The 23,565-nt window shown below is 71.7% G+C and carries 24 protein-coding genes and 3 pseudogenes; 12 read left to right on the forward strand and 15 right to left on the reverse strand.

What is annotated here, in order from left to right; all coding sequences use genetic code 11:
• Positions 1 to 813 (reverse strand): class I SAM-dependent methyltransferase (locus tag AB0917_RS13110; RefSeq protein ID WP_366819589.1); only part of this gene is annotated, 813 nt, incomplete at its 3' end.
• Positions 814 to 901: 88 nt separating this feature from the next.
• Between AB0917_RS13110 and AB0917_RS13115 the strand changes: the two genes are divergently transcribed.
• Positions 902 to 1,522 carry a CGNR zinc finger domain-containing protein gene (locus tag AB0917_RS13115; protein WP_366819590.1) on the forward strand — a complete coding sequence of 207 codons (621 nt, stop codon included), beginning with the start codon at positions 902 to 904 and terminating at the stop codon, positions 1,520 to 1,522.
• Here AB0917_RS13115 and sodX read toward each other — a convergent pair.
• Positions 1,435 to 1,986, reverse strand: coding sequence for a nickel-type superoxide dismutase maturation protease (gene sodX, locus AB0917_RS13120; protein WP_366819591.1), 552 nt, complete (start codon positions 1,984 to 1,986; stop codon positions 1,435 to 1,437). The genes AB0917_RS13115 and sodX overlap by 88 nt on opposite strands.
• 121 nt (positions 1,987 to 2,107) lie before the next feature.
• Here sodX and sodN point away from each other — a divergent pair, with 121 nt between their 5' ends.
• A complete protein-coding gene (sodN, locus tag AB0917_RS13125; protein ID WP_109163657.1) occupies positions 2,108 to 2,503 on the forward strand; it encodes a superoxide dismutase, Ni in 396 nt (131 codons plus the stop codon).
• Between the two features lie 7 nt (positions 2,504 to 2,510).
• Here the strand turns inward: sodN and AB0917_RS13130 are convergent.
• From AB0917_RS13130 to AB0917_RS13160, 7 genes and pseudogenes are all read right to left on the reverse strand, one after another.
• Positions 2,511 to 2,900 (reverse strand): annotated as a pseudogene (locus AB0917_RS13130) (site-specific integrase); the annotation flags it as partial.
• A 13-nt stretch (positions 2,901 to 2,913) separates the two neighbouring features.
• Entirely contained in the window at positions 2,914 to 3,447 is a 534-nt protein-coding gene (locus AB0917_RS13135; RefSeq protein ID WP_366819592.1) for an SMI1/KNR4 family protein, read from the reverse strand.
• A gap of 82 nt (positions 3,448 to 3,529) precedes the next feature.
• On the reverse strand, positions 3,530 to 4,195 hold the full coding sequence (locus AB0917_RS13140; RefSeq protein ID WP_366819593.1) for a hypothetical protein: 666 nt from the start codon (positions 4,193 to 4,195) through the stop codon (positions 3,530 to 3,532).
• A 116-nt stretch (positions 4,196 to 4,311) separates the two neighbouring features.
• On the reverse strand, positions 4,312 to 4,857 hold the full coding sequence (locus tag AB0917_RS13145) for an HAD domain-containing protein (protein ID WP_366819594.1): 546 nt from the start codon (positions 4,855 to 4,857) through the stop codon (positions 4,312 to 4,314).
• 15 nt (positions 4,858 to 4,872) lie between these two features.
• Positions 4,873 to 5,565 carry a class I SAM-dependent methyltransferase gene (locus AB0917_RS13150; RefSeq protein WP_366819595.1) on the reverse strand — a complete coding sequence of 231 codons (693 nt, stop codon included), beginning with the start codon at positions 5,563 to 5,565 and terminating at the stop codon, positions 4,873 to 4,875.
• A complete protein-coding gene (locus AB0917_RS13155) occupies positions 5,566 to 6,477 on the reverse strand; it encodes an aminoglycoside phosphotransferase family protein (protein WP_366819596.1) in 912 nt (303 codons plus the stop codon).
• Positions 6,478 to 6,553: 76 nt separating this feature from the next.
• Positions 6,554 to 7,302: pseudogene (locus AB0917_RS13160) on the reverse strand (hypothetical protein).
• Positions 7,303 to 7,504: 202 nt separating this feature from the next.
• Between AB0917_RS13160 and AB0917_RS13165 the strand changes: the two are divergent.
• The 3 genes from AB0917_RS13165 to AB0917_RS13175 all read left to right on the forward strand — a co-directional run bounded on the left by AB0917_RS13165 (position 7,505) and on the right by AB0917_RS13175 (position 10,395).
• Positions 7,505 to 8,860, forward strand: a complete 1,356-nt coding sequence (locus tag AB0917_RS13165) for a tetratricopeptide repeat protein (RefSeq protein ID WP_366819597.1) — start codon at positions 7,505 to 7,507, stop codon at positions 8,858 to 8,860.
• Position 8,861: 1 nt separating this feature from the next.
• A complete protein-coding gene (locus tag AB0917_RS13170; protein WP_366819598.1) occupies positions 8,862 to 9,392 on the forward strand; it encodes an NUDIX domain-containing protein in 531 nt (176 codons plus the stop codon).
• A gap of 100 nt (positions 9,393 to 9,492) precedes the next feature.
• The gene (locus tag AB0917_RS13175; protein WP_366819599.1) at positions 9,493 to 10,395 is read left to right on the forward strand and encodes a hypothetical protein; all 903 of its coding nucleotides are present in this window, start codon (positions 9,493 to 9,495) and stop codon (positions 10,393 to 10,395) included.
• A gap of 352 nt (positions 10,396 to 10,747) precedes the next feature.
• Here AB0917_RS13175 and AB0917_RS13180 read toward each other — a convergent pair whose 3' ends face one another.
• Positions 10,748 to 10,963 carry a DUF6243 family protein gene (locus tag AB0917_RS13180; protein ID WP_366819600.1) on the reverse strand — a complete coding sequence of 72 codons (216 nt, stop codon included), beginning with the start codon at positions 10,961 to 10,963 and terminating at the stop codon, positions 10,748 to 10,750.
• Positions 10,964 to 11,302: 339 nt separating this feature from the next.
• On the opposite strand from AB0917_RS13180, the pseudogene AB0917_RS13185 reads away from it, so the two are divergent.
• The 7 genes and pseudogenes from AB0917_RS13185 to AB0917_RS13215 all read left to right on the forward strand — a co-directional run.
• Positions 11,303 to 11,473, forward strand: a pseudogene (locus AB0917_RS13185) (alpha/beta hydrolase); the annotation flags it as partial.
• 140 nt (positions 11,474 to 11,613) lie between these two features.
• Complete coding sequence (locus tag AB0917_RS13190; RefSeq protein WP_366819601.1) at positions 11,614 to 12,582, forward strand: alpha/beta hydrolase; 969 nt, start codon at positions 11,614 to 11,616, stop codon at positions 12,580 to 12,582.
• Positions 12,575 to 13,759, forward strand: coding sequence for an acyltransferase (locus AB0917_RS13195; protein WP_366819602.1), 1,185 nt, complete (start codon positions 12,575 to 12,577; stop codon positions 13,757 to 13,759). The genes AB0917_RS13190 and AB0917_RS13195 overlap by 8 nt, the downstream gene beginning before the upstream one ends.
• Position 13,760: 1 nt before the next feature.
• Positions 13,761 to 15,149 (forward strand): sensor histidine kinase, encoded by a 1,389-nt coding sequence (locus AB0917_RS13200; protein ID WP_366819634.1) that lies wholly within the window; start codon positions 13,761 to 13,763, stop codon positions 15,147 to 15,149.
• The gene (locus tag AB0917_RS13205; protein ID WP_366819603.1) at positions 15,146 to 15,823 is read left to right on the forward strand and encodes a response regulator transcription factor; all 678 of its coding nucleotides are present in this window, start codon (positions 15,146 to 15,148) and stop codon (positions 15,821 to 15,823) included. Before AB0917_RS13200 ends, AB0917_RS13205 begins: the two co-directional genes overlap by 4 nt.
• 97 nt (positions 15,824 to 15,920) lie before the next feature.
• On the forward strand, positions 15,921 to 17,129 hold the full coding sequence (locus AB0917_RS13210; RefSeq protein WP_366819604.1) for a DUF1266 domain-containing protein: 1,209 nt from the start codon (positions 15,921 to 15,923) through the stop codon (positions 17,127 to 17,129).
• A 32-nt stretch (positions 17,130 to 17,161) separates the two neighbouring features.
• Positions 17,162 to 18,361: a DUF1266 domain-containing protein gene (locus AB0917_RS13215; RefSeq protein ID WP_366819635.1), complete on the forward strand. Its 1,200-nt coding sequence runs from the start codon at positions 17,162 to 17,164 to the stop codon at positions 18,359 to 18,361.
• Positions 18,362 to 18,382: 21 nt separating this feature from the next.
• Here AB0917_RS13215 and AB0917_RS13220 read toward each other — a convergent pair whose 3' ends face one another.
• From AB0917_RS13220 to AB0917_RS13240, 5 genes are all read right to left on the reverse strand, one after another.
• A complete protein-coding gene (locus AB0917_RS13220; RefSeq protein WP_366819605.1) occupies positions 18,383 to 19,264 on the reverse strand; it encodes an NAD(P)H-binding protein in 882 nt (293 codons plus the stop codon).
• A complete protein-coding gene (locus AB0917_RS13225) occupies positions 19,261 to 19,473 on the reverse strand; it encodes a hypothetical protein (protein ID WP_366819606.1) in 213 nt (70 codons plus the stop codon). The genes AB0917_RS13220 and AB0917_RS13225 overlap by 4 nt, the downstream gene beginning before the upstream one ends.
• Before the next feature lie 22 nt (positions 19,474 to 19,495).
• Positions 19,496 to 21,040: a choice-of-anchor A family protein gene (locus AB0917_RS13230; protein ID WP_366819607.1), complete on the reverse strand. Its 1,545-nt coding sequence runs from the start codon at positions 21,038 to 21,040 to the stop codon at positions 19,496 to 19,498.
• Between the two features lie 145 nt (positions 21,041 to 21,185).
• Positions 21,186 to 22,187, reverse strand: coding sequence for an NAD-dependent epimerase/dehydratase family protein (locus tag AB0917_RS13235; protein ID WP_366819609.1), 1,002 nt, complete (start codon positions 22,185 to 22,187; stop codon positions 21,186 to 21,188).
• A 246-nt stretch (positions 22,188 to 22,433) separates the two neighbouring features.
• Positions 22,434 to 23,387 carry a LysR family transcriptional regulator gene (locus AB0917_RS13240; RefSeq protein WP_366819610.1) on the reverse strand — a complete coding sequence of 318 codons (954 nt, stop codon included), beginning with the start codon at positions 23,385 to 23,387 and terminating at the stop codon, positions 22,434 to 22,436.
• Positions 23,388 to 23,565: the final 178 nt, after the last annotated feature.

The raw sequence follows: 23,565 nt of genomic DNA on the forward strand, positions 1-23,565 counted from the left end.
GGCCGGGTCGAACTGGCGCACGATGGCCTGGCCCTTGAAGTCGAAGCCTTCGGTCATCACGGCCAGGACCAGGCTGTCCGAGGGCGAGGCCCAGACCGCCCGCGCCTCACCGAAGCCGGAGGCGAGCAGGGTGCGGGCGTGCCAGTCGGCGGAGGGCATGTCGCCGTCCGCGTGCTCGCCGTAGATCGCGAACCGTTCGGCGGTGGGACCGGCGAGGACGGGATCCTCGGCGGCGAGCGCCCACCACTCGGCCCAGTCCAGGGCGCCCGCGGCCTTGGCGCGGTCCATGGCGGCGTGCCGGTGGGCGCGTTCGGCGGCGTTGATCCGGGGGGTGTCGGGGTCGATGGTGCGGTCGGCGTTCATGAAGAGGCCGCCGTCCCGGACGAGCCCGCCGAGCTGCCCGTACAGCACCGCCAGCGGCTCGCTGTGGAGCCAGTGCAGGGCGGTGGCGGTGAGGACGGCGTCGTACGAGGTGTGGGGCAGCCGCGTGGTCCACTCCGGGTCCTTCAGGTCGGCGGTGACGAGGGTGACCCGGTCGTCGCCCTCGAAGGTGCCCCGGGCGATGGCCAGGAGCGCGGGGTCGAGGTCGACGCCGGTGCTCGTGGCCTCCGGGAACCTCTTGAGGAGCCGGTCCGTGATACTTCCCGTACCGCACGCGAGGTCCAGGACCCGGGGCGCGGGGCCGACGACCGCCTCGACCATGTCCAGCATCACCCGGAACCGCTCCTCGCGGTCGGGCATGTACCACTCCTGCTGCCGGTCCCAGCTCTCCTGCCAGGACTGCCAGTCGGTGCTCGTCCCCGTCTCCGTCACGCCATCCTCCAAGTAAGACTCATGAACGCCAGCCACCCATTACACTGACCGACACTCCGACCCTAGACCGACCCGGTAAGGACTACAAGTGGAACTGGCCTATTACTCGGACTACGCCGTACGCCTGGTCAACACCGAGGAGCCGGCCCGCAACAAGGACGCCCTCACCTCGGTCGAGGCGGTACGGGAGCTGTTCGGCGCCAACCAGCAGGCGGCGCGGCGGACGACGGACGCGGACGTGACCCGCTTCCGTTCCGTACGGGGCCGGCTGCGGGCGGTCTTCGAGGCGGCCGACGGCGACGACGAGACGCTCGCCGTCGACCTGCTCAACTCGCTGCTGCTGGAGTTCCCGGTGAGCCCGCAGATCTCGGGCCACGACGTACGGGACGAGGACGGCAGGCCGGACTGGCACATGCACCTGGCCGACCACCCGTCGAACGCGACCGCCGGATACGCGGCCATCGCGGCGATGGGCCTCGCCTTCCACCTGACCTCGCACGGCGTGGACCGGCTCGGCCTGTGCGAGGCGGCCCCGTGCCGCAACGCCTACCTGGACACCTCCACCAACCGCTCCCGGCGCTACTGCTCGGACCGCTGCGCGACCCGGGCCAACGTGGCCGCCTACCGGGCCCGCAAACGCGCGGAGGCGGACCGGACCGGCCTCACCGCCGAGACCGCCCAGCCGAGCACCGAGGCCACCGAGAGCTGACCCTTCGCCGGGGGCCGGTAGCGGGCCCGCACCCGGGCGAGCACCAGCTCGTCGGGGACCACCCCGTAGTCGGTGCTGTCCCCGCCCGCGAACGTGTTGTCGCCCCGCACCCACCAGCCGCCCGGCCGCCGTTCGACCGCCCGCTTCACCACCAGCAGGTCCTGCTGGAAGGGGTGACGCAGGATCACCACGTCACCGGGGCGCACGGGCACCCCGTACCGCACCAGCAGCAGATCCCCGTGGTAGAGCGTGGGCACCATCGAAGGCCCCGTCACCTCCACCACCCGCAACGGCCGCCGCCCGGCCCGCCCGCCTCCGGACACCCGTCCCCGCTCCGGCACCTCGGCCACCTCCCGCTCCTCCTCCGGCACCTCGGCCACCTCCCGCTCCTCCTCCGGCACCTCGGCCACCTCCCGCTCCTCCTCCGGCACACCGTCCCGCGTACCGCGTTCCGCTCCGTACATTCGGCCGACGGCCCGGTTCTCACCCCGGACTTTTGACCTAAGCCCCCGGGGCAGCCACGGAAAGCGGCGCCCCACGGAGTAATGTCCCACCTGAGAAGACGATCACGAGGAGGACAGCTCCATGCTTTCCCGCCTGTTTGCCCCCAAGGTGAAGGTCAGCGCCCACTGCGACCTGCCCTGCGGCGTCTACGACCCGGCCCAGGCCCGTATCGAGGCCGAGTCGGTCAAGGCCGTCCAGGAGAAGTACCAGGCCAACGAGGACGCGGACTTCCGCACCCGCGCCGTTCTGATCAAGGAACAGCGCGCCGAGCTCGCGAAGCACCACGTCTCGGTGCTCTGGAGCGACTACTTCAAGCCCCCGCACTTCGAGAAGTACCCGGAGCTGCACCAGCTGATCAACGACACCCTGAAGGCGCTCTCCGCGGCCAAGGGCTCGAACGACCCGGCGACGGGCCAGAAGGCCCTGGACCTGATCGCCGAGGTCGACAAGATCTTCTGGGAGACCAAGAAGGCTTGATCCCCGGCTAAACGGTCTGACCTGCGGTTTCGCGGGTCGTGCCGCTTAGCTGTCCGCACCCGGTCCGCAGGCCGCCGAGCATGGCGTCCATGACGGACCGGGTGCGGTCTTCTTCGCCCGGCCACAGGTGCGCGTAGATTCGCAGCGTGCTGACGGCCTTGAGGCCGAGCGACTCCCCTATCCGCAGACCAGATCCGGCGAGCGTGACGACGGCCGCGCGGATGTACGGCGGCATCACCCGCGCCATGGCCTCGACCTGTGCGACGGTGGGCGGAGTGGCCTCCTCGTCCGGCATGACCGGAAGGGTGATCCGGCGGCACGGGCTGGAGGCGATGGCCTTGTCGTCCACGGCCGCCGTCATGACGCGCACGAGGACGTCGTGGACGCTCCGGACGCTGATTAGTTCGCGTTCACCGGCAAAGCTTCATGATGGTGTCATCGAAGTCAGGGAACTCGTCCGCAGCCTGAGCGATGATCGCTGCGGCCGACGCACGGTGGTCCGGAGCAAATCGCTCCGCAACTGCCGCCAGGTCACCATTGCCCTGCGGAGCCCAATCAGGCTCGGGCTCGTCCGAAGTGGCAGCCTCCCACGGGCCGAAGCCGTCAGCCAGAAGCCAGAGGAAGGCACCCATGTCGCTGGCGACGACGCCCGTCTCACCTTCCGACCCCAGGAAGACGACAGGCTGCTGTACGAGTTCCCTACCCGGCCGGACCAACCAGAACGCCGCGTAACCGCCCGTGCCGTCCTGGCCGAAGACACGGAAGTCGTCTCCGTTCAGCTCGGCGTTGCCTGTCCACGCGCGAAACCAGTCGGTGGTCTCATCGGCAGTCAGAAAGGACCCGTAGGGCTCGAAATCGACCCTGTCCTCGCCGATGCAATCGAGCCGAATTGCCATCGCAGCGGCGAGGGCGGCAGGAAGCTGGCGATCACCGTTCGCGGTCATGCGACGAGGCTATCGATCGCCTCTTGGTTGGCGCCGCCGCCTACCTTGCCTCCTCCCCAGCCGAGACAAGGTGAACGACAGGTCAGCCGACGCCGGCCACACCTCCTCGCAGGCCCCACTCATCGAGGCCGGCGTAGATCACTGCAACGCGGCCTCTGGGGAAGTCCAGCGAAGCGGCCTCACCGCTGTAGAGGGCGACCAACGAATCGGGGCCTCGCCACCAGGTGTCGGTCAAGCCCATCACCTCGCGTACGGGCACATATCCTCCCAAGTCAACGCTGGCGACATCGTCTCCGACGAGCTTGGTGACCTGTTTCGCCCATTTGGATGCGTGGTGAGCCAAGGCCAGCGCTTCCACCCACCCCTCGATGGTCTTGTGGAGAGGAGCCCACTTTTCCGCCTGGATGCCGAACTCACCGGATGGATCGATCATGAACGAGTAGGGGACTGCGGCCCGCTGCGTCCCGGCTTCGAACCACCACCCTGCGGAGTCCTCTTCCGGCGAATCCGGATCGAGGTACTTGGGGCCTCCGTCGTACTGCGGTGCGGGTGGCAGGAGCAGACCGCCCCATCGGTCCTGGTAGGCCGCCATCCGATCAATCACCGCTGGTGGAACGTCTCGTTCGAGCCACCACCCCCGGTGCCCCTCAACGGGGCGAACGTCTACTTTGACGCCATGCGTGCCGACAAAGGTTCGCGCTCGTCGGGTCAGACCGTCGGGCACATCATTGATGAGATGAAGATTCATCCGAGGACGCTACCCCGGCCGGTGCAGGAGGGGCCTTGAGCTTCTCCCGGGGGAAGAACTCCCCAACAACGAGACTCGCTTTCCCTACTCGCCCGTGGCGGCGAGGGTATCGGTCGTCAGACGGCGCGGGCTGTGGGTAACTGCGAGACCCATGTCGTGAGTTCGGTCAGGTGCTCGGGTTGTAGACCGAGGTGCGGGTCGGGCTGAATGAGGAGGGTCGCCGTTCCCCTCGTAGTGCGCTCCATCGCCCAGTCATGATCAAGGCCGGTGAAGTCGTCGTCGATCCAGACGGCGGGGGCGTCTGCCAGCCAGACGGCGACGTGGTCGCGTTTCCAGAGGTAGCCATCGGGGTGACTGGTGGTGATCTGAGGATGAGGCAGGTCGAGGTAAGGGAAGTCGGGCAGTCCCAGGAGAGGGCCGATGATCGTGGTGGCGTCCTTGCGCCAGCTCGTGCACCACACGGGGGTGACGAGTCCGCTGGTCAGGAAGTCGGTGAGAATGCCGCCCTGGCTCGGATCGAGCCAGATGGGCACGGGATTGTCGGGGTGTCGGCCGGTGGGCAGGACGGTGTGGCGGACGTGGGTGGGCGGGGTGCTGCCGTCGGCGGCCGGGAACGGGATGAGGACGCCGTCGATGTCCAGGAGCAGGTAGGGCGGGGTCATCGTTGCCTCCGTCGGTCAGCGTTTGCGGGCGGTGATCAGGAGGGTGGTGGGCCACCGGTCACGGCGCGGGTGCCGCAGCTCCACCGTCGAGGTGGCACGCAGGCCCGTCCGGGAGAGGTGAGCTCCCCAGCGGCGGGCGTCGAACTCCCATCGGGCGAGGGGTAGTCGGGTGCGGTCGGGCATGGTGACGTAGTCCCCGCGCGGACGGTCGTCCGTGGATGGATGTCTTCCGGCCCGTGCCGGGTGAGGGACGGAGAAGGCCAGGACACCGCCCGGTTCCAGGCGTCGGGAAATGGCGGCGAGGAGGAGCTCGGGGGCGACGAGGCCGACGGCGCCGAAGACGGAGTAGATCGCGTCGAAGGTCCGGCCGGTGGCCTGCAGGTGGTGCAGTGCGTGGCCGGCGGCGAAGGTGGCGCCGTCGATGTGGCCGTAGTGGGAGCGGGCTCGGCGTACCTGGAGGCCGACCAGGTCCACACCGGTGACGCGGGCCTGGTGATGCTTCGCGAGGTGGGCCACGTTGTGGCCGGGGCCACAGCCCAGTTCCAGGACGCGTTTGCCGCAAAGGTCCTGGCCCAGGATCTCGGCGCCGGGACCGATGCCCGCGTGGGTGCTCCATTCCATCCGGGCCGGTGCGGTGAGGGCGTGCGCGGGGGCAGTGGCTGTGCGCTGGGCTGCGTGGGCGTACCAGGGGGAGACCTGGGCGAGCACCTAGACCTCCAGGAGTTGGACCACGTCGGTCAGGTGGCGGCGGACGACGGGGATGTACGCGGGGTCCTTGGCCGGGTCGCCGATCCAGCGGATGGCCTGCTCCATGAACCACTCCACGGCCCACATGCGGTGCCAGCCCAGGGCCCATGCCTCTGCGGCCAGGCCGCCCCGGGAGGCGAGGGCGTCTTCATGACCGCCTGCGGTGACGTACTGCTCCAGGAACACCCGCATACGGAAGGGGCTCGGTACGTCGGTGGTGCCATGGTACGAGGCCAGGTCGATCAGGCCGGGGCCGGTGAAGGCGCGTGCGAAGTCGAGGAGGTGCCAGCCGTTCTCCCCGATGTGGACGCTCGTGGGGTGGAACTCGGAGTGCACCCAGCCGAACGGGGCGAGCGTCGCCCCCTGGACACGCGCCTCGGCTGCGGCGGAGATCTTCCCCAGCGCGGTCTCGATGTCGTCGCAGTCCGTCCATCGGTCGGTCTTCCGCAGCCGCTGGAGATGATCTAGGGCTCGGCCAGGCAGGGCAGCGAGGCCCTCGCCGTCCAGGAGGGGCAGACCGCTGGCCGGGCGGGCGGCATGGAGCATGACGGCGGCGGCGACGCCGTCGAGGTCGTCGGCGTCTCGTACGGGGGCGCCGAGGTCGTCCATGAGCATCCCGAGCCACTTGTCCTGCATGGCGGTGGCGTGGAGGGCGGGGACCGGAAGCCCACGCTGGTAGGCCATCCGCAGGGCCTGGGCCTCACGGTCGAAGGGTTCCTTGGCGTACTTGAAAACGGCTGTGGTGCCGTCGGGGAAGGCGACGCGTTCGACGCCGGACATTCCCCAGACACGCATCTCGGTACGTTCGGGGAGGGGCTTGCCGACGAGGGTGCACAGCTCGTCCAGCAGGGTGGCGGACAGGTTCTGGTTCATGGGGGTCTCCAGGGGCGGGTGGGCCCCGGGGCGGGTACGCGCGAGCCGGCCCGCCCCGGGCCGTACTGGGGTGGGGCTACTCGACTGCGGTCACGCGGTGGGCGTAGACCTGCTCGATCCAGCCCGCCTTGAACGCGGCCAGGTCGTCGCGGAAGTTGGCCATCGAGGCACCGTAGGGCGCGACCACGCCGCCGGACTGGTCGGGCACGGACTGGCAGCCGTGCACGAGCCGGCCGCCGCGCGCGGCGTGGGCCTTGATGGACTCGATCCGGCGGTGCTCGTTGAACCAGCCGCCGTGGTAGACCTCGTCCAGCATTCCGCCCGTCTCGTCGTCCAGGTCGAAGACGACGGAGGTGGCGGCGGGAAAGAACCAGCACGGGCCGACGTTGGAGATGTGCCCGTCCAGCTCGACCTTGTTGAGCGCCATGAGCGTGGCCGCCTCGCGCAGCATGCGCAGGTGGTCGGCGGTGATCTGCGGGAGACCGATGCCCGCCAGGTGCTCCTCGCGGAAGAGGTACGAGTACACCCCGTACGCCGTCGCCAACACGCGGGCCGCGCCGGAGGTGGATTCGCCGTGGTTCTTGATGAAGTCGAGCGCGAGCTGCTCGACCGCGCTCTCGGTCGTCTCGTCCACGTCCAGGAGTTGGGCCTTCACCAAGTCCCAGTCGGTGACGAGCCAGGTGCTGGACTCGAAGCGGAGAAATACTCGGCCGGGTCGATGGTGATACGCCGGCCGTCCACCTGGATGCCGGGCAGGCGATTCCAGCGCGGGTCGAAGGCGTCGGGCAACTCGACCGTGATGGTCGCGGTGTCGATGGTGGTCACCGTTTCTCCGTCTCTGATCGTCCGGGCCAAGGCATAGAAATGCCCGAACCTGTTGGGGCGTACGGAACTTGGGAGCCGCCTAGCCCGCGATGCCGTGAGTCGGGCGGCTGTCGATAAGTGAACCGCCCGCTACGCAGAGTGGGTACGGTGTGACCGAGGCCAAGCGGTATACACCGTTTACGGATCCGGAGCGGAGGCGATCGTGCCGACACCGACCAGCGCCAACTCCCGCCTGCGCGACACGATCAACGCCACCGGGTGCACGTACGAGGCACTCGCCAAGGACGTACGCCGCATCGCCGCCGAGAACGGCGAACTACTCCAGACCAACAAGTCGGCCATCTCCCACTGGGTGGGCGGTGCCCGCACACCATCCGGCCAGGCAGGCCAGTACCTCGCCGAAGCCCTCTCCCGGCGTCTGGGCCGCGTCGTCACCCGAACCGAGCTCGGCCTCCACTCACCCGACACGGAGTCGCCACCGGACACCGACCCCGTCACCGCGGTCACCGACCTCGGCCGCGCGGACGTCGAGCGCCGCCGCTTCCTCGCCATCGCCGCGTTCACCACGGCCGGCGTGGCTATGCCGCTGCTGCACGACCACGAGGCCACCTCGCGTATGCTTCGTGCCCGCGCCGCCCGCTCCGTCGTCGGCAGCGGCGACATCGACGTCGTACGACAGATCACGGCAGCCTTCAGCGCCGCCGACGAACGCCTCGGCGGTGGCCACGGCCTCACCACAGTCACCGCCTACCTCGCCGACACAGCAGCCCCCATGCTGCGCGGCCGCTTCCCCACAGAAGCCTTACGCCAGGCCGCCTTCGGCGCCGTCGCCGAACTCGCCTACCTCGCAGGGTGGAAGCACCACGACCTCGGCCACGAAGGCGCCGCCCAGCGCTACTACCAGGTCGGCTACCAACTCGCCTGCGAAGCCGACCCCCACGGCCACGCCGCCTGGATGATGCGCACCCTCGCCCACCAGTCCCTCAGCCTCAAGCAACCCCACCACTGCGTGGACCTCGTCAAAGGCGCCCTCGCCCGCGGCCTCGGCCACGTAGACGGCCAGACGGAAGCGCTCCTCCACATCACGCACGCCCGCGCTTATGCAGCCGTAGGCGAGAACCCGTTGGCCACTCGTGCTCTCCTCGCCGCCGAAGACGCTCTCCTGCGCGAGGACGGTCCCCAGCCCAGCTTCTCCCGCGTCAGCGGCCCTGCCGCCGGCACCGTGGCCAGCCACACCGCACGCACCTTGACCGACCTCGCCGACCACATCGGTACGGAACAGCAGCACCGCGACGCGCTCACCCGCTGGGACCCGGAGAAGTACAAGCGCGTCCACGCCCTCACCTACGCCGACCTCGGCGACAGTCTCGCTGCTCAGGCCCGCGCCGACGAAGCCGTCACCGCCTGGACCCAGGCCCTGCTCCTCATGGAGGGCATGACCTCCGACCGAACCCGCAAGGCGATCACCTCGATCCGCTCCACCCTCGCGATCTACCAGCGCCGCCGCGTCCCTGGAGCCGCAGATCTCGCCCGCCGAGCCCGCGAGGCCCTCGCCTAACATGCCCAACAACCTGCCCGACGAAGGGAACCCCGTGGCTCAGCAGACCGACAACCGCCCCCCAGCCCTCAAGCCGGCGCTCGAATCGATGACCCTGCTGGTCGCGGCCGTCATCGTCCACGACAATGCCACCAACCGCGTCGTACTCCTCCAGCGCAGCGAGAACGCGAAGTTCGCCCAGGGGATGTGGGACCTGCCCGTCGGCAAGAGCGAACCGGGCGAGCCCATCACCGAGACGGCAGTCCGCGAGCTCTACGAGGAGACCGGCCTCACGGTGAAGCCGGAGTCCCTCAAGGTCGCCCACATCATTCACGGCGCCTGGGGCGTCGAAGCCCCCAACGGCTTCCTCACGGTCGTCTTCGCCACCCACGAATGGACCGGCGAACCCGAAAACCGCGAACCCCGCAAGCACTCCCAGGTCCGCTGGGTCGACGCCGACGCCATCCCCGAGAACTTCGTAGAGACCACCGACAGCGCGCTCCATCGCTACCTCGCGGGGGGCCCGCAGGTCTCGCTCAACGACTGGCGCTAGAGCGCCAAATGCGGTCCATTCGCCATCTACGCTCGGCAACCGAGTCGACCGCGTAATCATCAGCGATCCGTAACATCAACCCGCGTACTAGCATCCTTCTGTGACGATCGAGACAGAGGCGGATCTGCTCCTGGTCTGGCTGCGCAGGGAGTCCAACAGCGACACCCAAGCCCTGGTGGACGCGGAGCCCTTTTGGTATCCCCCTGGCGATGACCACCTGATCACCCTCATCGACTACCTCAGGGGCACGGGCATGGTGCACAACACCGAGCTCTGTGCCTCTGGAACGTCCTGCTCGCTCACTGCACGCGGAGTGGCTGAGGCTGAGCGGCTCATTGCAGACCGCGACAACCCCCGCATAAGGCTCGAACATGCCATCAACGGACTTGTCACAGCCGCCATGGAGAGCTACCCAACAAGTCGACTGGAGTTGATGGGCTTTCTGCTCTCCGTGCGCATGGCCGTTCTGGACGAAATTCTGGAGGTTGCCGAAGTCTTCCGGGCCGTCGATTACCTAGAGGCGAACGGGATCGTGACGGTTGATTCCCAGTCACCTCAAACAGTTCGTGCCATCACCCTGACCACCCTTGGCATCGAGTGCGGGTTCAAAGATCCCATCTCTGTGAGGAACTTTTTGAACGATCAGCGACAGCCCAGGATCCACAACGAGTGGAACATCACCGTTAACGGCGGCGCGCCCCAGATGGGCCAGGAGAACACCCAGAACAACACCTTCGGCTATGACCCCCAGCAGCTCACTCAGTTCGCGCGCGAGGTTCTGGCTGCCGCGCATTCCGCGGACGTGCCGGAGGAGGCCCGAGCCATGGTCGTCGCCGACGTGGAGGCTCTGCAGGCGGAGCTCGTCACAGCCGCGCCTGAGCCCGGTCGGGTTCGCCAACTCGCGGAGATACTGCTGCAGAGTGCCAGGGCCAACCTACCCGCCCTCGGCTGGACAGGGGTTGCGCAGTTGGTATCGGCAAGCCTCGGCATCCCACTCTTCTGAGCCGCGCCTAGCACTCGGCAGTCCGCACACAGTCCGCAGGACACCCGATCGGGACCGTCGCACCCCATCGCTGGCCAACAGCAAAAGGCCAGGTCAGCGATCCGCGGGGAAGACCCCCGCAGGTCGCCGACCCGGCCCATTACTTGGAGACCAAGAAGGCTTGATCATTCGCCCGTCCCTTCGCGGCTTTGGCCGCAGGTCAGACGGGTGAACAAAGTGCCCAGCCGCTTCGCGCGGCTGGGCACTTCGGTCGTTCAAGGCCGTTCAAGGCCGTTTGCGAGACGTCGGCGTGGCCCTGCTGGTCGCGGTCTACCGACGGGAGGCACCTGACGCCGGGTGCGGCGGCGGTGAGTCAGCTCTGCGCGGTGTCGTCGCCCGTCTGCCCGGTGCTCCCGGCCGCACCGGCCTTCTCGCGCATCTTGCGCACCAGCTCTGCCTTCTGGGCGGCTGCGCCCTGGCGGTCGAGGTTGCGGTGCGGGCCGTTGTTCTGCCGTTCGGCGCGGGACAGCTTCTTGCGCTGGCCGCCGCCCTGGCCCACGGGGTTGTTGATGTTCTTGCTCACGGTCATGGGTTCTCCCGGTAATGATGTGAAGTGATCTACGGATTCATCGGTGGGGGACGGGCGGCGACGTCGAAGGGCGTCGGCGGGGGCCCATCACGCTCTCAGTCGTGAATCGGCGTCTGGAAGAACATGGCAAAGACGTTACCCGGTTCCGTCGGCCCCGCGCACCAGCCGGGCGACCGGGGAGGTCCGGTTGCCCGGTTCGGGCTCTGGGTGCCCCGTTCCCTTCATTCTTCTCCGAGCGGACGAGTGGCTGAGCGGCTCACGCGTTACTGCGAGATGTTGACGATACGATACGTCTCGTCTCTCACTTGCTGAACAGCGAGGACCCTCATGCAACGCTTCGTCGTCGCCGCGCCCGCCGAACCCGTCCATCCGCCGCCCCACGCCCACCACATCGCCCAGGCGGTCCGAGGGGCGCGGCTCGTCGAGATCCCGAGCATGGGGCACGCGCTCCCCCGCGAGGTGCACGTCCCGCTCGCCGAAGCGGTCCTGGACCACACCGGGCGGAGCTGACGCCGTTGCGCGTACGCGGCGTCATACCTGAGAGCCACCCCGCAGGTGCCCTCCCCAGCGGGACGCCGACTACCCCGCCGCCTCCGTAACTTCTGTACCGGAAACAGGTAAAACCCCTGGTACGGAAGGAACTCCACCCCATGGCGGACCGCCTGCGCAGACGCCGTCTGCGCCGCACCCTGCTCGCCGCCCTCGTCACGTTCTCGGTGGCCGTTCCGGTGTCCGGGGCCGCCCGGCCCGCCGCCGTGCCCGCCCCCGCGCCGACCGCGCTCGGGCCGTTGCGGGACGCGAGCGCGGCGGCGCTGGAGGAGCGGTACGGGGTCGGCCGGCGGGACATCCTGGCCGCCGAGCGGGCGGCGTACGGGCACGGCGACCTCAAGCGGGCGGCCTCCCTGCGGGCGATGGCCGCGCCGGGGCGGCAGTTCCTCTCGTTCGACGGGCGCGACGGCGGGCGGAGCGTGGAGGTCGTCGGGGAGCTGTCGGCGGCTCGGCGCATCGCGGTGCTGGTGCCGGGGGCCGGTGTCGGGCTCGACGCGTACGGGCGGCTCCGGCGCGGGGCGGTGGCCCTGCGAGGGGAGTTGGGGCAGGGCGGGGCGGTCGTCGCCTGGCTCGGGTACCGCCCGCCCGCCACCCTGGGCCCGGCCTCGATGACCGATGCGCGGGCCGTCGAGGCCGCGCCGGGGCTGCGGGCGCTGGTGGACCGGCTGGCCGCCGCGCTGCCGGGTGCCCGGATCACGCTGCTCTGTCACTCCTACGGTTCGGTGATCTGCGCCCGGGTCGCCTCGGGGACCGCCGCCGACGCCGTCGTCCTCTACGGGAGCCCCGGCACCGGTGTCCGGGACGTGGGGTCCCTGCGCACCGAGGCCCGGGTGTGGGCCGGCCGCGGCGGGGACGACTGGATCGCGCGGGTGCCCCATGTGCGGGTGCGGGTGCCGTTCGTCGGGGCCGTGGGGTTCTGGACCGATCCGGTGGCGGACCGGTTCGGGGCCGAGGTGTTCGACGCGGGCGGCGGGGGCCACAGCGACTACCTGCTGCCGGGGTCGCGGTCCCTGGTGAACCTCGGGCGGATAGCCTCCGGCCGCGCACCCCTGGAGGCTCCCCGTGCGTGAGCTGTCCCGTGGTCTCGTCGCGCGCGTCGAGGCCGCCACCCCGCCCGGCCGGGACCGGGCCGTGGACGCCTTGCGCGCCCTGGCCATCCTGGGCGTGGTGGGCGGGCACTGGCTGGTGACCGCGCTGGTCGCCGACAGCGGCACCGTACGGACGGCGAGCCCGCTGACGTACGTGCCCCAACTTGCCCCGGTCTCCTGGGTGTTCCAGACCCTCTCGGTGTTCTTCCTGGTGGGCGGGGTGGTGGCGGCCAGGAGTTGGGCCTCGGCGCGGGAGCGGGGTGTGGCGTACGGGCGGTGGGTGGGCGGCCGGCTGACGCGGCTGTTCCGGCCGGTGGCGGCGGTGCTCGTGGTGTGGTCGCTCGCGGCGGGCGCGATGCTCGCCTCGGGGGTCGGTGAGCCCACGGTGCTCGCACTGGCCAAACTGGTGTGGTCGCCGCTCTGGTTCCTGCTGGTCTTCGCCGTGCTGACCGCGCTGACCCCGCTGGTGGCCCGGCTCCACCCGCTGTGGCCGCTCGCCGTGGTGCTCCACGTCGACCTTGTACGGTTCGGCCTCGGCGGTCCGCGGGAGCTGGGGTGGGTCAACGTGATCGCCGGGTGGCTGGTGCCCTACTGCCTGGGGGCGCTGGTCGCCCGGGGCGGGCTGCGTGGCCTCAGGAACCGTTGGGCCCTGCTGCTCGGCGGGGCCGCGGCGGCCGGCGCGCTCGTGGTGGGGGCCGGGTATCCGGCCTCCATGGTCGGTGTGCCGGGCGGCCGGATCTCGAACCTGGACCCGCCGAGCCTGGCCGCCGTGGCCTTCGGGCTGGCGCAGTGCGGGGCGGCCCTGCTGCTGCTCGGGCCGCTGCGCCGGGCGCTGCGCAGACCTGCGGCCTGGGCGGTGGTGGCGGTGGTGAACCTGGCGGCGATGACCGTCTTCCTCTGGCACCAGACGGCGATGATCGTCGTGACGATGAGCGCGTCGCTGCTCGCGGAGGGGCCGCTGCCGGGGCTGCACACCGTGCCGGACGGGGCCGGCTGGGTGGCCGCGCGACTGTTGTGGCTGCCGGTGTTCGCGCTGGTCCTGCTGGTGTGCGGGGCGGCGTTCCACGCGTACGAACAGGGCGGACGGAGAGCGGCCAGGCCGCCCCTCCTCGTACGGGAGTCCTTCCCCGAGCGGAAGCAGGAGGTGCGGCGTGCCTAGTCTGAGCGCGGGCGGGACGGAAGGGGCGGTAGGGGACGTGAAGGTTTCGGGGGTCGCGCGGCTGCGGGACGCCGTACGGCGGGCGTCTCGCGTCCTGTACGAGGACCTGTGGGCGGCGCCCGCCGACCGGGTGCCGCGTATGGGAGAGCCCGGCGCCCCGGTGTGGCGGCCGGCGTTGCTGGTCCTGCTGGTGATCTCGGCGGTCGCCGTCGCGGTGGTCCGTACCCAGGAACTCGTCTCTCACGGAAGCCAGGTCCATCTGTTCGCGGTGCTGGCCGCCGGGGCGCAGTCCGCGGCGCTGGTGGCCGGGATGATCCGCCCGGTGGGGGCGTGGTGGATCGCGACCGCGCTGTCGGTCGTGACCGTGCTGGCCACCGCGGCCACCGCGCCCTCGGAGGCTCCGTACCCGTGGATCCCTGCCTCCTTCCCCCTGCCTCCGGAGATGCTGTACCCGTCTCCCTACGCGGGGTTGGCGTTGCAGGGCGGCGCCCTGTTCCTGCTGGCGCTGCGGGTCCGGCCCCGTCGCGCGGTGGCCGCGCTGCTGATCACGATGGGGGCGGCGCTGTTCCTGGCCCTGTACACACCTCGGCTGCCCCACATCAACACCCTCGTCTGCGCGCTCGTGTTCGTCACGGCACTGGTCCTCGGCACCGCGCTGCGCAGCGTGCGCCTGGCCCGCAACGACCTCGTCGTCCAGGCCGAGCTGACCGCCGAGGAGCGGGCCCGGCGCACCCTGCTGGAGGAGCGCCACCGGATCGCCCGCGAGCTGCACGACGTGGTGGCCCACCACATGTCGGTGATCTCCATCCAGGCACAGGTGGCCCCGCACCTGGTGAAGGACCCCTCCGACGAGCTGAGGGAGAACCTCACGGGCATCCGCGAAAGCGCCCTGGAGGCCCTCGCCGAACTCCGGCGGGTCCTGGGCGTCCTGCGCTCGGAGGAGGCACCCGCTCAGAACGCCCGGCACACCCCGCAGCCCAGCCTCGACCGGCTCGGCGGCCTCATCGCCTCCGTGCGCTCCGCCGGTCTGGCGGTCACCCTCTCCACCACCGGCGAGCCGCGCCCCCTGCCGCCGGGCATCGAGCTGTCGGCGTACCGCATCGTGCAGGAGGCGCTGAGCAACGTGATGCGGCACGCCCCCGGGGCGAGCGCCCGGGTGGAGATCGGCCATCAGGCCGCCGCCCTGTCCGTCCGCGTCATCAATACCGCGCCGCTCCGCCCCTCTCCCCTGTCCCCCGGGGTCCGGCACGGACTGCTCGGGATGCGCGAGCGCACCACGATGCTCGGTGGCGACCTGATCACCGGCCCCACCCCCGCGGGTGGTTGGGAAGTCACCGCCATCCTGCCCACCATGCGCACACCCGCCGCCACGACCGAGGACGCCCCATGACGCCGCCGCCCATCCGCGCAGTGATCGCCGACGACCAGGTGATGGTCCGCCAGGGCTTCACCGTCCTGCTGAACGCCGAGCCGGACATCGAGGTCGTCGGGCAGGCCGTCAACGGTCTCGACGCCGTCGCCCAGGCCGACCGACTCGACCCGGACGTCGTGCTGATGGACATCCGGATGCCGGAGCTGGGCGGCATCGAGGCGACCCGCCGGATCACCGCGCGCGAGGGCTCCACGGCGAAGGTGCTCGTGCTGACCACCTTCGACCTCGACGAGTACGTGTACGAGGCGCTGCGCGCGGGCGCGTCCGGCTTCCTGCTGAAGGACGCCTCGGCCGACGAACTCGCCCACGCCGTACGGGTGGTGGCGGCGGGCGACGCGCTGCTCTCCCCCAACATCACCAAGCGGCTGATCGTGGAGTTCTCCCGGACGGCCGGGGCCCCGCGCGTGCCCCTGAAGGAGCGGATCGGCGATCTGACGGAGCGGGAGACGGAGGTGCTGTCGCTGATCGCGGCCGGTCTGTCGAACGCGGAGATCGCCGGGCGGCTGGTCCTCGCGGAGCAGACGGTGAAGACCCATGTGGGCCGCATCCTGGTCAAGTTGGGCGTCCGCGACCGGACCCAGGCGGCGGTGTTCGCCTACGAGTCGGGGCTGGTACGGCCGGGCGGGCTCTGACCACCCGGGCCCGAGCCGGCCGTACTCTTCCGGGCCCGAGCCGGCCGGGCCCCGACCGCCCAGGTCCGGCGCGGGGCCCGTTTCGTAGGATCGCACCGTGACCACGGGGAACGGGACAGGAACAGAGGGCAGCGGGGCGGTGGCGCCCGCGCACGCGTGTCCGGGCACCGTGCCGCCCACCGGGATCGAGCGCGCGCTGTCGGCGGCGGTCACCGGCGGGGACGCCGACGCGGTGGTGGAGGTGCTGGCGCGGACCCGGCTGTACGTGCTCGTCGCCCGGCTGCACGCGGACATCCCCGGCTGGACGGCCCCGCTGCCCACGATCCGCGACGAGGCGACCCGGCGGACCTGCGTCCCGGTGCTGACCCCGGGGATGCTGCCGCCCTGGCACCCGGAGTGGGTCTTCCGCGCGGTGAGCCTCGGCGAGCTGGCCCGGACCTGGCCCTACGACGTGCGCCGGCTCGCGGTGAACCACGGCACCCCGTACGCGGTGACGGTCGACGCCCGGCCCAAGCGCCTCAAGGCCTGGTTGAAGGCCGACGAGCACTCCGGCGGGCACGAGCACGGTGTCCTGCTCACCGACAACGGCGGGCCCCTGTACGGCCCGCTCGCGCACGGGCTGGCCCTCGGCGCCCACCTGGCCGTCACCAACGGCCTCGTCTGGAACCGTCTCGGCGCCGCCTACGAGGACTACGCCACCGACCGGGCCCGGCTGCGCAGCCCGTGGGGCATCCCGCACCGCGCCGAGTACCGCGACCGGCTCGCCTCGCTGATGAAGAACCAGCTGGTCGGACGCGTCCAGGAAACCGTCCTGCGCACCCGGCACACCCTGACCGCCCGGCTGGGGCGTACGCCGGTGCGTGAGGAGTGGTCCGACGCGGTGGCCCGCGCCTTCGCCACGCGCGACGCCGACGACCGGGCGCTGGCGGAACGGTCGCTGCACCACATCGCCCTGTACGAGGACCGGCTCCGGGCCGAGGGCGTGCTCGCCCCGGACGGCCGCGTCGACACGCTGGCCGCCTTCGACCTCGGCCGGGCGGTCAACGTCGTACGGCTCGCGCTCGGCGCCCGGTACGGCGATCCGCGGGAGGCCGAACAGGACGTGCTGCGGCTCGGCGAACTCGCCCGGGAGTCTTACGCGTCATGGGCGGACTTCTCCCTCGGCTACCTCATGGCCCGTCTGGTCCACCGGGCCGAGGACGACGGCCCGGAGGCGGCGGAGCCCACGTACCGGCAGTCGCTCGCCGAGCACCGCATCCTCACCGAGGACCCCACCAGCCCCTACCGGAACATCCCCTGGTCATGAACCCGACCCACCCGATGCATCCGAACCCCCCGATGCCCCCGGCGCACCCCACCGCTCCCCCGGCTGCCCCGGCCGCCGTGCCGGCCCTGCCGCCCACCTGGGTGCCGCCCGCCGAGACCGAGCAGTTCCTCCACGAGGCGACGCTGCGCGGCGACGCACGGGCCCAACTGGCCGCGCTGGCCGGGGCCGAGCTCTACATCCCGGCTCCGCGCGCCGAGGCGGACGCGAAGCCGGAGACCATCACCTGGCGCGCGCACCACGACCCGTCGGGTTTCGTCTGCCGGCCCGTACTCACCCGGGGCATGCTGCCCGCGTGGCATCCGGACTGGGTCTTCCACGGGGTCTCGCTGCGCTGGGCCGCCGAGTTCGGCTGGCCCGAGGCGGGGATGTCCCTGGGGGTGAACGTGGGGACGCCCGGCCAGTTGCTGCTGCCGGCGACCCCGACGGAGCGGGCGCTGTGGCAGCGGGCGTACGCGGAGAACGACCGCCTCCAGGAGAACCGGCTGCTCGCGCTGCGCCACGGTGCGCTGCACGGGCCGCTGGCGTACGGGCTGGCCTGCGGGGTGCACCTGGCGATCGGGAGCGCGGTGCCGTGGAACGAGGTCGGCACGGTCTACCGCGAGTACCTGACCGAGCGCGACCAACTCCGCGAGTCCTGGGGCATCACCGACCACGCCGGGTGGCGCAGGCAGCTGGATGCCCTCCTGGACGCCCGCAACAGCCCGCCGGAGCCGGACTTCGTGCTGCGCGCCCGCGAACAGCTGGCGGCCGGGCTCGGCGAGCTGCCGTCGGCCGACCTGTGGCGGGAGACGGCCGCCGGCCACGCCCAGGACCTCGGGGCCGACGCGGGCACGGTCAAGGGCATCGAGGACCTCGTACGCCGGATCATGCGCTACGAGGCCCGGTTCCGCGCGGACGGGCTGCTGGAGCCGGACGGCCGGGTGCGCACCACCGTCGCGTACGACTACGGGCGGGCGGTGAACCTGGCGCGCTGGGGGCTGTCGGCACGTTACTGCGCCCCGGCCGACGCCGAGCAGGCGATCGTGTACGCCGGGGCGCTGAGCAAGTCGGCCCACCGGTCGTGGGAGGAGTTCTCGGCGGGGTACGCGCTGGGGCGGGTGCTCCGGTTCGACGAGGAGGAGTACGGCCCGTTCTACGAACAGAGCGTCCTCGCCCACCGTCTGCTGACGGAGAGCGAGGGCAGTCCGTGGCGCCACATCCCGTGGCGGTGAACCGGGCGTGCCGCGTACGGCTCAGACGCCGGGCAGCAGGTGGCGGTAGCTGCCCCGGTTCTCCGCGAGGTACTCCGCGAAGCTCTTGGCCGGGTGGCCGGTGAGCGTGGGCACCGCGTCCGAGACCGCGGCCAGTTCGCCCTTGGCGATCGCCTCGTACGAGGTGACCCAGCCGGCCACCTCCCACTCCTCGGCCCCGTGTCCCGCCCGGGAGGCGTAGGCCTCCTCGACGGTCTCGGGGACGTAGTGGATGGACCGTCCGGTGACCCGGCTCAGCTCCTCGGCGGCCTCGGCGAGCGTGAACGCCTCGGGGCCGGTGAGGTCGTAGCCCCGGCCGTCGCGGGCGCCCGACTCGTCCAGCAGCACGGAGACCGCGGCGTCCGCGATGTCCTCGTGGGCGACGGCGGCGACCCTGCCGTCACCGCCGGGGCCCCGCAGCACCCCGTCCGCGCCGGTCATCGCGGGCAGCCCCGCCAGGTACCAGTTGTCCCGCAGGAACGTGTGGCGCACGTCGGCCGTGCGGATGTGCGCCTCGGTGTGCCAGTGGTCGCGGGCGAAGGTGAACGTGGCGTCGGGCACCGCGCCCTGGAAGGACACGTACACGATCCGCTCCACCCCCGCCGCCACCGCCGCGTCCACCGCCGTGATGTGCTCGCGCACCCGGTCGGGGCTCTCGTGCGCGGAGACCAGGAACAGGGTGTGCGCCCCGCCGAGGGCCCGGCGCATCGCCTCCCCGTCCCCGTAGGGGGCGGCGGGCGCCCGGTCGGCGCCGGGCAGGTCGGGCAGGCGCGCCGGGTCGCGGCCGAGGAGCCGTACGGGGGCGCCGGCACGGGCGAGCCGCTCGGCGACCCGGCCGCCGACCGCTCCGCTCGCTCCGGTCACCGCGATGAGGTGTCCGTTCACTGGGGTCCGTCTTCCTCTCGTCGTGCTCCGTACCAGGGCCGCACCTCGACGACCGCCCCCACCGGGAGCGTTCCGTACAGGTGCGGGAACTCCAAGCCCTCCTCCCGCCCCTGGGGGACGCGGCCGCGGGTGGACGTCTCGTACGTCCTCCTTCCGCGGGCCGCCTCCCCCAGGGGCGCTTCGGTGAGGTGCGGCAGCGGTCCGGTCATCGAACCACGCCGGCGGGCGCTGCTAGTAGGTGCGGCGGCGTGCCTTGCGTGTGGCCACGAGAACCGTTCCACCGGCGGCCACCAGCGCTGCCGCGATGGAGCCGATGATCCATTCGCCGCCCTGCGATCCGGTGTCGGGCAGTTCACCCGGGTGGGACGGCGAGGGGGTCGGCTTCCCCGTCGGCTTGTCGGTGGGGCCAGGCGTGGGGTCGGTCGGGCCCGGTGTGGGGTCGGTCGGGCCCGGTGTGGGGTCGGTCGGGCCCGGTGTGGGCTCGGTCGGGCCCGGCGTGGGCTCAGTCGGGCCCGGCGTCGGGTCAGTGGGGGTGGGAGTGGGGTCAGTCGGGGTCGGGGTCGGGTCAGTCGGGGTCGGGGTCGGGTCGGTGGGAGTCGGCGTCGGGTCGGTGGGAGTCGGCGTCGGATCCGTCGGGGTGGGAGTGGGGTCGGTCGGGGTCGGCGTCGGATCCGTCGGGGTGGGAGTGGGGTCGGTCGGGGTCGGCGTCGGATCCGTGGGAGTCGGCGTCGGATCCGTAGGCGTCGGCGTCGGGTCCGGGCCGCAGGTCGGGAGGTCGCCGTCGAACGGGTACGCGTGGATCTCCTGGCCGCCCGAAGGGCCCGACGAGGTGTGGGTCAGTGAACCCGCCGTATAGAAACGGCCGTTGGTGCCGCTCATGGTCAGCGTGGTCGTGCTGGCGGGCTGCCCGACCAGCACGCTGCCCTGGAACTGGGCCGGGCCGGTCAGCGTCAGGTCCGTCGCGTCCGGGAAGTTCCACAGCAGATGCTCGCGGAGCCCGGGGTTGGGGAGGGTGCCCATGAACGTGGCGACCGTGCGGGCGTCCCCGTACACATTGACCAGGACGGTCGCCCCGTCGGGGATGCCGTTGAAGGTGAAGCCCGCGTTGCCGCCCGTCGAGGAGACCAGGTCCGCGTCCACGTCGAAGATCTGGATCGCCGAGGTGCCGTCCCCGGTGAAGGTGAACGTGTCACCGACCCTCTCCCAGCCGCCGGTCGTCGCGCGGTGCTCGTCCCCCTCGTACGCGTAGCACTGGCTGGCCTCGGTGAGCTGCGGGCGCAGGCCCGCGAACGGGGTGACGGCCTCCGGATCGGGGCGGGGGGCCGTCAGCGGGTTCACCGTGCCGGTGAGACTCCCCGCGTAGGCGACCCGGCCCGAGTGTTCGCCCTCCTCCGCGAGGAGGCGCTCGCCGGGGGCGATGACGACGTCGCCGCCCACCGACAGGTAGTCGGAACCGTCCGGCGGCGGAACCCGCGAACCGACGCCCGCCACACCGACGTTGTAGATCTGCGAGGCCTCGGGCCGCTTGTCCATGTCGAACCGGCCGAGGGTGACGATCTTCCCCTCGGCCTCGGCGGCGGCCTCCCTGACCAGGAAGTCCCCGCCCACGTAGATGTTGATGTTCTCGTCGAAACCGGGGACCGGCCCGTTGTTCGGGTCGTTCCACACGGAGGGGCACCCGCTGCCGAGGCAGGGGCCGAGCCCTCCCGGCAACGGATCGGCGACAACGGCCGGGGCCAGCATGCCCACCATCGCCGCGGCCGTCGCCACTGTCACTGCTGCCCGGATTGCGTTGCCGCGCCTACGCGCCTGTTGTTCCATGCCGCGCAATATGCATCTTTAATGCTAGGCATTTCTTATGACACGCCGGATTTACCCCTATGCGTCGGCCTATAGGAGGGTGTCGACCCGTCAGGAGGTTTCAGAGCGTCAGCAGCTGCTCCTCCAGCCGGGGATCGAGGCCGACGGCCGGCCGGTCCGGCCGCTGGGGCGCGGTACCGCCGCGCTCGCACAGCCAGGACCACGTGTCGGCGACGGTCTCGCCGACCGGGCGGCAGCGCAGCCCCGCGGCCTCGGCCTTGGCGTGGCCGCCCCGGTGCACCGCGTCGTACAGCTCGCCCCGCGGCAGCCAGACCGGCAGCCCGGTCCACGGCTCGACCCCGGCGGCCAGCAGGGTGTCCGGATCCGTCCAGCGCAGCTCGGCGCCGGAGCCGGTGGCCCGGACACAGGCGTCGAGCAGTGCGCCCATGGTGGTGTGGCCGGGGCGGCTGACCGTGTTGTACGGGCCGTGCAGCCCGGCCTCCGCCGCGTCCAGGAGCCAGCTCGCCAGGTCGCGCACGTCGACGTACTGGAGCTCCGTGGCGGGCGGGCCGGGGGCGATCACCGGGCCGCCGCGGGCGATCCGCGTGAGCCACCAGGGCAGGCGGCCGATGTTCTCCCCGGGGCCGACGATCAGCCCCGCCCGTGCCAGCAGGGCCCGGTCGCCGAAGGCTTCGAGGGCCGCCAGCTCGCCGCCGCGCTTGGCCCGGTCGTACGGCACGTCCTCCCCCGCCTCCCCGGGCGAGGCGCCGGCCACCAGCGGCCCGTCCTCGTCCAGTCCGGCGGCCGCCGGGGAGGCGTAGACCGAACGGCTGGAGACGTACGTGTAGTGGCCCGCCCGGTCCGACAGGAGGCGGGCCGCCTCCCGTACGGCGGTGGGCGCCCCGCTCCAGGTGTCGACCACGAGGTCCCAGTCGCCCGCGTGGGCGGCCAGCGCGCCGAGGCCCTGCCCCCCGCCCGTACGGTCGCCCGTCAGCACACGTACGCCCGGCGGCGGCGCGTGGCGGCCGCGGTGGAAGACGGTCACCTGCCAGTCCCGCTCCAGGGCGGCCTCGGTGACGGCCCGTCCGACGAACTCCGTACCGCCCAGCATCAGTAGTCTCATGGTCCGAGCCTGCCCGTGCCGGCCGCCCCGGGGAACCGCCGCACGCTGCCGGCAGAACGGGGAACTTCTCGGGGCCTCGGAACGTGAGGGCCTCAGCGGCCAGGGCCGTCACGGCCGTCAGGCTGCCTGCCACGGCTGTCAGAGCTGCCAGGGCCGTCACGGCCGTCAGACTGCCACGGCCGTCAGGCTGTCAGAGCAGTCAGAGCTGTCAGACACGGCCGTCACAGCCGTCAGGCTGCCAAGCCGTCAGAGCGTGCGGGTCAGCGGGCTGCGGCGCTCCAGCAGCCACTCGTAGTAGCCGCTGGAGCGCCGGGCCGCCTCCCGGTAGGCCGCCTCCAGCTCCGCGTACGCCACCGAGATGTCCGTCTCCGGCCGGGAGGCCAGGAGCAGCCGGACGGCGAGCGGGTCGTCCCGCAGCGGGCGGATCGCCATGTCGTCGCGCGGCCCGGACGTGGGCTGGCAGGGCGCGACCGCCTCGCCGAGCACCACGAGGGAGGCGGCGGTGAGGTAATCCCCGTGCAGGACCGGCGGGTTCAGCCCGGCGGCGCCGAGCACCCGGCGTACCCCGTCCCACTCGCCGTCCACCGTCGGATCGACCATCCACCGGTCCCCGGCCAGATCCCCCAGCTCCACGACGCGGCGGCGGGCGGCCGGATGGTCCCGGGACAGGGAGATGAACTGCGGTTCACGGTCGACGAGTACGCGGTGGTCCAGGCCGCCGGGGAGGGTCAGCGGGCTCCCCTCCACCTCGTGCACGAAGGCCACGTCCAGCCGGCCCGCCTCGACCGAGCGCAGGAGGGCGTGGGCCGAGACGTCGACCCGCAGGGAGATCTCCGTACCGGGCAGGGCGACCCGCAGCCTGCGCAGCCAGCTCCCGACGACCCGGCTCGCGGTGGAGCCGATACGCAGCCGGGGGCCCCGGGACCGGGTGGCGTCGGCCTCCGCCAGGGCGTGGGCGACCAGGGCGCTCATCCCGTCGACGAGGGGCCGGGCCCGGCTGAGGACGGCCCGGCCCAGGGGGGTGGGGCGGCAGCCGGTGCGTTCGCGGCGGAACAGCTCGGCGCCGAGCGAGTTCTCGATCCGCCGCAGCTGGGTGGTCAGGGAGGGCTGGCTGACGCCGAGACGACGGGCCGCCTGGTGCAGACTGCCCGCGTCGGCGATGGCGCACAGCGCCCTGAGGTGCCTCACCTCAAGCTCCATGGAGCGGAGACTACGACCGGTCACGCCCCCTGCACCAGCGTCCGCAACCCCACCAAAGGGCGTTAATTCAGGGAGTGTTGGGCGGGGCGCCATGAAGGGATGACAGGGTGACGCTCCCCCGCCGGGCGGGTGGCCGGCGCGGGGATAGGGCCGCGCTATCCCCGGTTGGCATCATCCC

Source organism: Streptomyces sp. NPDC007346 (genome assembly GCF_040703535.1).
Lineage (GTDB): Bacteria > Actinomycetota > Actinomycetes > Streptomycetales > Streptomycetaceae > Streptomyces.